At 66.3% G+C, this 6,071-nt stretch carries 8 protein-coding genes; all 8 read right to left on the bottom strand.

What is annotated here, in order from left to right:
* The coding region (locus ACREE8_RS02875) for a carboxypeptidase M32 (RefSeq protein WP_431571476.1) at window positions 1-1,459 on the bottom strand (1,459 nt) is incomplete at its 3' end.
* A 19-nt stretch (window positions 1,460-1,478) separates the two neighbouring features.
* Window positions 1,479-2,246 (bottom strand): SURF1 family protein, encoded by a 768-nt coding sequence (locus ACREE8_RS02880; RefSeq protein ID WP_431571477.1) that lies wholly within the window; start codon window positions 2,244-2,246, stop codon window positions 1,479-1,481.
* A gap of 36 nt (window positions 2,247-2,282) precedes the next feature.
* Complete coding sequence (locus ACREE8_RS02885; RefSeq protein WP_431571478.1) at window positions 2,283-2,663, bottom strand: DUF983 domain-containing protein; 381 nt, start codon at window positions 2,661-2,663, stop codon at window positions 2,283-2,285.
* Between the two features lie 27 nt (window positions 2,664-2,690).
* On the bottom strand, window positions 2,691-3,521 hold the full coding sequence (locus tag ACREE8_RS02890) for a cytochrome c oxidase subunit 3 (protein WP_431571479.1): 831 nt from the start codon (window positions 3,519-3,521) through the stop codon (window positions 2,691-2,693).
* A 54-nt stretch (window positions 3,522-3,575) separates the two neighbouring features.
* A complete protein-coding gene (locus tag ACREE8_RS02895) occupies window positions 3,576-4,184 on the bottom strand; it encodes a cytochrome c oxidase assembly protein (protein WP_431571480.1) in 609 nt (202 codons plus the stop codon).
* A gap of 1 nt (window position 4,185) precedes the next feature.
* Complete coding sequence (locus tag ACREE8_RS02900; RefSeq protein WP_263641920.1) at window positions 4,186-4,317, bottom strand: hypothetical protein; 132 nt, start codon at window positions 4,315-4,317, stop codon at window positions 4,186-4,188.
* Complete coding sequence (locus tag ACREE8_RS02905) at window positions 4,314-5,288, bottom strand: heme o synthase (protein ID WP_431571481.1); 975 nt, start codon at window positions 5,286-5,288, stop codon at window positions 4,314-4,316. Before ACREE8_RS02905 ends, ACREE8_RS02900 begins: the two co-directional genes overlap by 4 nt.
* An 84-nt stretch (window positions 5,289-5,372) precedes the next feature.
* The coding region (locus tag ACREE8_RS02910; protein WP_431571482.1) for a cbb3-type cytochrome c oxidase subunit I at window positions 5,373-6,071 on the bottom strand (699 nt) is incomplete at its 5' end.

Here is a 6,071-nt window from a genome sequence, read left to right on the forward strand (position 1 = left end):
TCATGATCTCGGCTGCCGTCACTGACGAGCCCAGCCAATGGACGTTCGCGCGCAGCCATTTGAGCAGCGGCTTGAAGTCGCCGCGGCCGAGTTCCTCGGGGATCGCCGGATCGGCGCGGCCCGCGGCGTCGAACAGCTGGGCCGCGTTCATGGCGCCCAGCGTGTAGGTCGGGAAATAGCCGAAGGCGCCGTCATACCAGTGGATGTCCTGGAGGCAGCCCTCGCGGTCGGAGGGCGGGCGGATGCCGAGCAGCTCGGCCATGCCGTCGTTCCAGGCCATCGGCAGGTCGGCCACTTCCATCCGCCCCTCGATCATCGCGCGCTCGAGCCGGTAGCGCAGGATTACATGCGAGGGATAGGTCACCTCGTCGGCCTCGACTCGGATGAAGCCCGGCTTCACCCGCCAATAGAGCGCCAGCAGATTTTCGGGCGTGAAGGCCGGGTCGGCATGGCCGAAGGCCTCGACCAGCAGCGGCGCCAGATAGGTGAGGAAGGGCTTGGAGCGGCAGGCCTGCATCTCCATCAGCAGCGATTGGCTCTCATGGATGCCCATGCCGCGCGCCTGGCCCACCGGCTGATAGCGCCAGGGTGCCGGCAGGCCGCGCTCATAGAGCGCATGGCCGGTCTCATGCAGCACGCCCATCAGCGCCGAAGCGAAGTCGCTCTCATCATAGCGCGTGGTGATGCGCACATCGTCCGGCGTGCCGCCGCAGAAGGGATGAAGGCTGGTATCGAGACGGCCATGGTCGAAATCGAAGCCGATGGTCGCCATCAGCTTCTGGCCCAGCGCCTTCTGCTGCGCCGTCGGAAAAGGACCCCTGGCATCCAACGGTGCGGGCCGGCGCGCCTGTGCCGCCAGCGCCTTCTCGCGCAAGGCGGGCAGAAACTTCGCGAGATCGTCGAAGAGGGCGTCGATCGCCACGACCTTCCCGCCCGGCTCGAACTCGTCGAGCAGCGCTTCATAGAGACCGCAATGCAGCTTCTCGGCCTTGGCTGCCGCCGCCTCGCGCACGAGCTTCAGCAGATCGCTCAAGGCCGGCACCACCTTGGCGAAATCGGCGGCGGGCCGCGCCTCGCGCCAGATGCCCTCGCAGCGGCTCGAGGCCCGCGACAAGGCCTCGACCAGGCGCGGTTCCAGCGCCGTCGCATGGATCCATTGCCGGCGCATCTCATGCAGATTGGCGCCGGCCCAGGGATCGAGCTCCTCGCGCCGGCTCTCGGCCTCGCCCAGGAGGCCGCCCATGGCGGGATCGGCCAGGATCTCGTGGCAGACGAGGCGCATCTGCGCCAATTGCTCGGCCCGCGCCTCGGCACCACCGGGCGGCATCATCGCGGCCATGTCCCAATGGAGCATGCCGGCCGCCTCATTGAGTGCCGCCAGCCGATGGAAGCGCGCTTCGAGGGCCTTATAGGGGCGCAAGCCGGCGCCGCTCTCGTTATGGGTGGCCGTGGCGGTCATGAGTGCCTCTCAGATGCGTTCAGCGGCGCGACTTGTTCTGCTGCTCCCGGGCGGCGAACTCGGCCGGCGTCTTCCAATGATAGAGGAACCAGATCACGGTGAGGATGACCGCGAAGCTGAACCAGGTCAGCGCATATTGCAGATGGTCGTTGGGGAGCTCGGTGCGGCTCTGCCCGCCGATCGGGAAGCCGCCGGGATTGGGCGCCGGTCCCGCCTCGAGGAAGAAGGGCGTCACCTGGTCGGGCGGCAGCCCGAGATAATCGGCCATCGCCGGCAGATCCACCCAGAACCAGAGATTGTCCTTGGGCTGGTTGTCGGGCTCGAGCCAGGTCTTGGGGCGCTGCAGGCGCAGCAGCCCGTCGATGGCGATCTCGCCCTGGACCTGGCCGTCGGCGCGCTGGGGCGGGTTCTTGCGCTCGAGCGGGATCCAGCCGCGATCGACCAGCAGCGTGCGCCCGTCCGCGAGCTTGAAGGGCGTCACGACGTGATAGCCGGGATTGCCGTTCATCGAGCGCGCGGCAAGGAACATCTCATGCGCGTGGTCGAAGCTGCCGGTGGCCTCGGCATGGCGGAAATCGAGCTGGCTGGTATCGGCGCCCGCAGCCGGCAGCTCGATCGCCGCCGCCGTGCTGCGGTCATGGCGCTCGGCGATCAGCCCCTCTTTCCAGGTCAGGCGCTGCAGCTGCCAGACGCCCAGCCCAATCAGGATCACGAGGACGATGCCGGCGGCGATGGTGGCGCCGGGCTTGGGGCGGAAGACGCGGCCGGCATAGAACGGCTCGCTCATGGATCACTCTCTCCGGAAAAACGCCGGCACGGCCCGTCAGCCGAGGCGGCCGCCACCTTCGCCCGCCTTATGCCGGTATTGCAATGCGACCATAATGCCCTTGAAGGGGCGCATCAGCAGCAGCGAGCCGATCAGGATCAGCGGCCCCCACAACACCAGATGCACCCAATAGGGCGGCGAGAACCAGGCCTCGACCAGGAGCGCCAGCCCGACGACCAGCGCGCCCATGAAAAGGATGATGAAGACCGCCGGGCCGTCGCCGGCATCCTCGCCGCCGAGATCGAGGCCGCAAACCGGGCAGCGATCCGCGATCTTCAGGAAGCCGGAAAAGATTCGGCCTCGCCCGCAGCATGGACAGCGGCAGGCGAGGCCGGTCTTGAAGGGCGAGAGGCGCGGGTAGGAACTGCCCGCGCTCATCCGCCGAGCCGTCGGCTGTATCGAGGCTCAGTGGACCGCATAAGGTCCGGCGCCACCGCCCCAGATATAGACGCAGATGAAGAGGAACAGCCACACCACGTCGACGAAATGCCAGTACCAGGCGGCCGCCTCGAAGCCGAAATGATGGTCCGGCTTGAAGTCGCCGCGATAGGCGCGGAACCAGCAGACGATCAGGAAGATCGTGCCGACGATAACATGGAAGCCATGGAAGCCCGTCGCCATGAAGAAGGTCGAGGGATAGATGCCCTCGCGGAAGCCGAAGGCGGCGTGGCTGTACTCATAGGCCTGGATGCCGGTGAAGCAGAGGCCGAGCAGGACGGTGAGACCCAGGCCCTGCAGCAGGCCGGTGCGGTCGCCTTCGCGCAGCGCGTGATGTGCCCAGGTCACGGTGACGCCCGAGGTCAGCAGGATCAGCGTATTCAGGAGCGGCAGCGACAGCGGATCGAAGGGCAGGATGCCCTTGGGCGGCCAGACGCCGCCGGTCGCTTCCTTCGGAAACAGCGAAGAATCGAAGAAGGCCCAGAAGAAGGCCGAGAAGAACATCACCTCGGAGGCGATGAAGAGCAGCATGCCATAGCGCAGGCCGATCTGGACCACCGGCGAGTGGTGACCCTGGTAGGTCCCCTCGCGCACCACGTCGCGGAACCAGAAGAACATGACGGCCAGCACCATGAGGAAGCCCAGCGGCAACACCCAGGGCGTGACCTGATGCATGAACAGCACGCCACCCACGGCCATGACGCCGGCGCCGATGGCACCGATCACGGGCCAGGGGCTGGGATCGACCAGATGGTAGGGATGGTGCGGCTTCGTCGAGGCGGCGTGGCTCGTGCTCATGTTTCGGTCTTCCCTGCTCGGCCCTTCGTTGCTTGCGCCCGGTTCAACGGGCGGTCAGTTGAGTGAGGTGCTGTTCGCGCCGTTGTTGGACGCCTGCGGCGGCGTGGCCGGCTGATCCTTGGCGCGAAAGAACGTGTAAGAGAGTGTGATGGTCTTGAAGTTGGCGCCGTCCGGCGCCTTGAGGATCGCCGGGTCGACGAAGAAGCGCACCGGCATGTCGACCGACTGGCCCGGCTCCAGGGTCTGCTCGGTGAAGCAGAAGCACTGGATCTTGTCGAAATAGGGTCCGACCTCGGCCGGCGACACGTTGAAGGTCGCGGTGCCGGTGATGCGCTGGCTTGAGCGGTTGATGGCGCGATAATAGATCGTCTGCGGCACGCCCATCTGGATCCTCACCTCGCGCTGGACCGGGTAGAAGGTCCATGGCATCTCGCCGTTGACGTCGGCGTTGAAGCGCACGGTGATCATCGGGAACTTCTCGCCGCTGGCCGTGATGGCGGCAGCTTCCGCCTCGGTCCCGATCTGGGTGGTGCCGCCCATGCCGGTCGCGCGGCAGATGAAGTTGTAGATCGGCACCGATGCCGCCACCAACGCACACATCACGGCGAAGGCGAGGCTCAATCCCAGCACTGTCCAGCGGTGACGGCTGCGCAGTGACGCCATCTCAATGGCCTCCCATGCGCAGGATCGAGACGATATAGACGATGACCACGAAGCCCAGCAGGGCCGCCAGCACCGCCCAGTTGCGCGCGCGCTGGCGTTTCTTGGCTTCTTCGCTGCGTTCCACGGCGCTCAACCTACCCACTCCGCAAGCCGCGGCAGCAGGCCGGGCGCCCGGTCCACCATCATCGCGGTGAACATCAGGAAGAGATAAAGGATCGAATAGCCGAACATGCGCTTGGCGGCGCGCCCGCCGCCCTGTTCCTCATCGCTGTCGAACCAGACCCAGACCGCGAAACCGAGGAAGATCAGGCCCAGCGCCGTTGCGGCCACGGCATAAAGCGGTCCCGTGATCCCCAGCCACCAGGGCACCAGGCCCAGCGGCAGCAGGATCACCGTATAGAGCAGCATCTGCAGCTTGGTGGCGCGGGCACCGGCAACCACGGGCAGCATCGGCACGCCGGCCTTCTCATAGTCGCCGCGCCGGAAGAGGGCGAGCGCCCAGAAATGCGGCGGCGTCCACATGAAGATGAGCGCGAAGAGCGCGATCGAGGCGAGGCTGACATCGCCGGTCACGGCGGCCCAGCCGATCATCGGCGGGAAGGCGCCGGCCGCCCCGCCGATCACGATGTTTTGCGGCGTGCGGCGCTTGAGCCAGATCGTATAGACGAAGATGTAGAAGAGATTGGCGGTCGCCAGCAGGACTGCCGCTACCCAGTTGAGGGCGAGGCCCATCAGCATGACGGAGCCGACCGAAAGCACGATGCCGAAGGCCAAGGCCTCCTCCGGCTTGATCTTGCCGGTCGGGATCGGCCGCGCGCAGGTACGCCGCATGACCGCGTCGATGTCGCGGTCGTACCACATATTGACCGCACCGGCGGCACCCGCCGCCACCGCGATGCAGAGGACCGCGATCGCCGCCAGCACCGGATGGATGTGGCCCGGCGCGAGGATCAGCCCGGCGAAGCCGCTGAAGACGACCAGCGACATCACGCGCGGCTTGAGCAGCGCCAGGTAGTCGGCGACGCGGGCGCCTGCATCCAGGGCGGCCGCATCATGCGCCGTCCCCGTCACGCCCGTTCCGATACCGATGCTGGCATCGCTCATATCGACTCTATCCTCGGTCTCAAATCCTCACGGCCAGCCAGGCGGAAGGGACTCGGGGAGATTGTCCCCGAACCCCCGCCCGTCCTAGCGGATCCGCGGCAGCTCTTCGAAGGTGTGGAAGGGCGGCGGCGAGCTCACGGTCCATTCCAGCGTCGTGGCGCCCTCGCCCCAGTAATTCTCGCCCACCTTGCGGCCGGCGAAGATCGTGTAGATCGCGCCGACCACGAAGATGAGGGTCGCCGCGTAGGAGATGTAGGAGCCGATCGACGCCACATGGTTCCAGCCCGCGAACGCATCCGGATAGTCGATATAGCGGCGCGGCATGCCGGCGAGGCCGAGGAAATGCATCGGGAAGAAGGTGACGTTCACGCCGATGAAGGTCAGCCAGAAATGCAGCTTGCCCAGCCACTCCGGATACTGGCGGCCGCACATCTTGCCGATCCAGTAGTAGTAGCCGGCGAAGATCGCGAAGACCGCGCCCAGCGACAGCACATAGTGGAAATGAGCCACGACGTAATAGGTGTCGTGCATGGCGATATCGATGCCCTCGTTCGCCAGCACCACGCCGGTCACGCCGCCGACGGTGAAGAGGAAGATGAAACCGACCGCGAACAGCATCGGCGTGGAGAAGCGGATCGAGCCGCCCCACATGGTCGCGATCCAGGAAAAGATCTTCACGCCGGTCGGGACCGCGATCACCATCGTCGCTGCGGTGAAATAGGCCCGGGTATCGACGTCGAGGCCGACGCGGAACATGTGGTGCGCCCAGACGACGAAGCCGAC

Origin of the sequence: Hypericibacter sp., assembly GCF_050729195.1 — a bacterium.
Lineage (GTDB): Bacteria > Pseudomonadota > Alphaproteobacteria > Dongiales > Dongiaceae > Hypericibacter.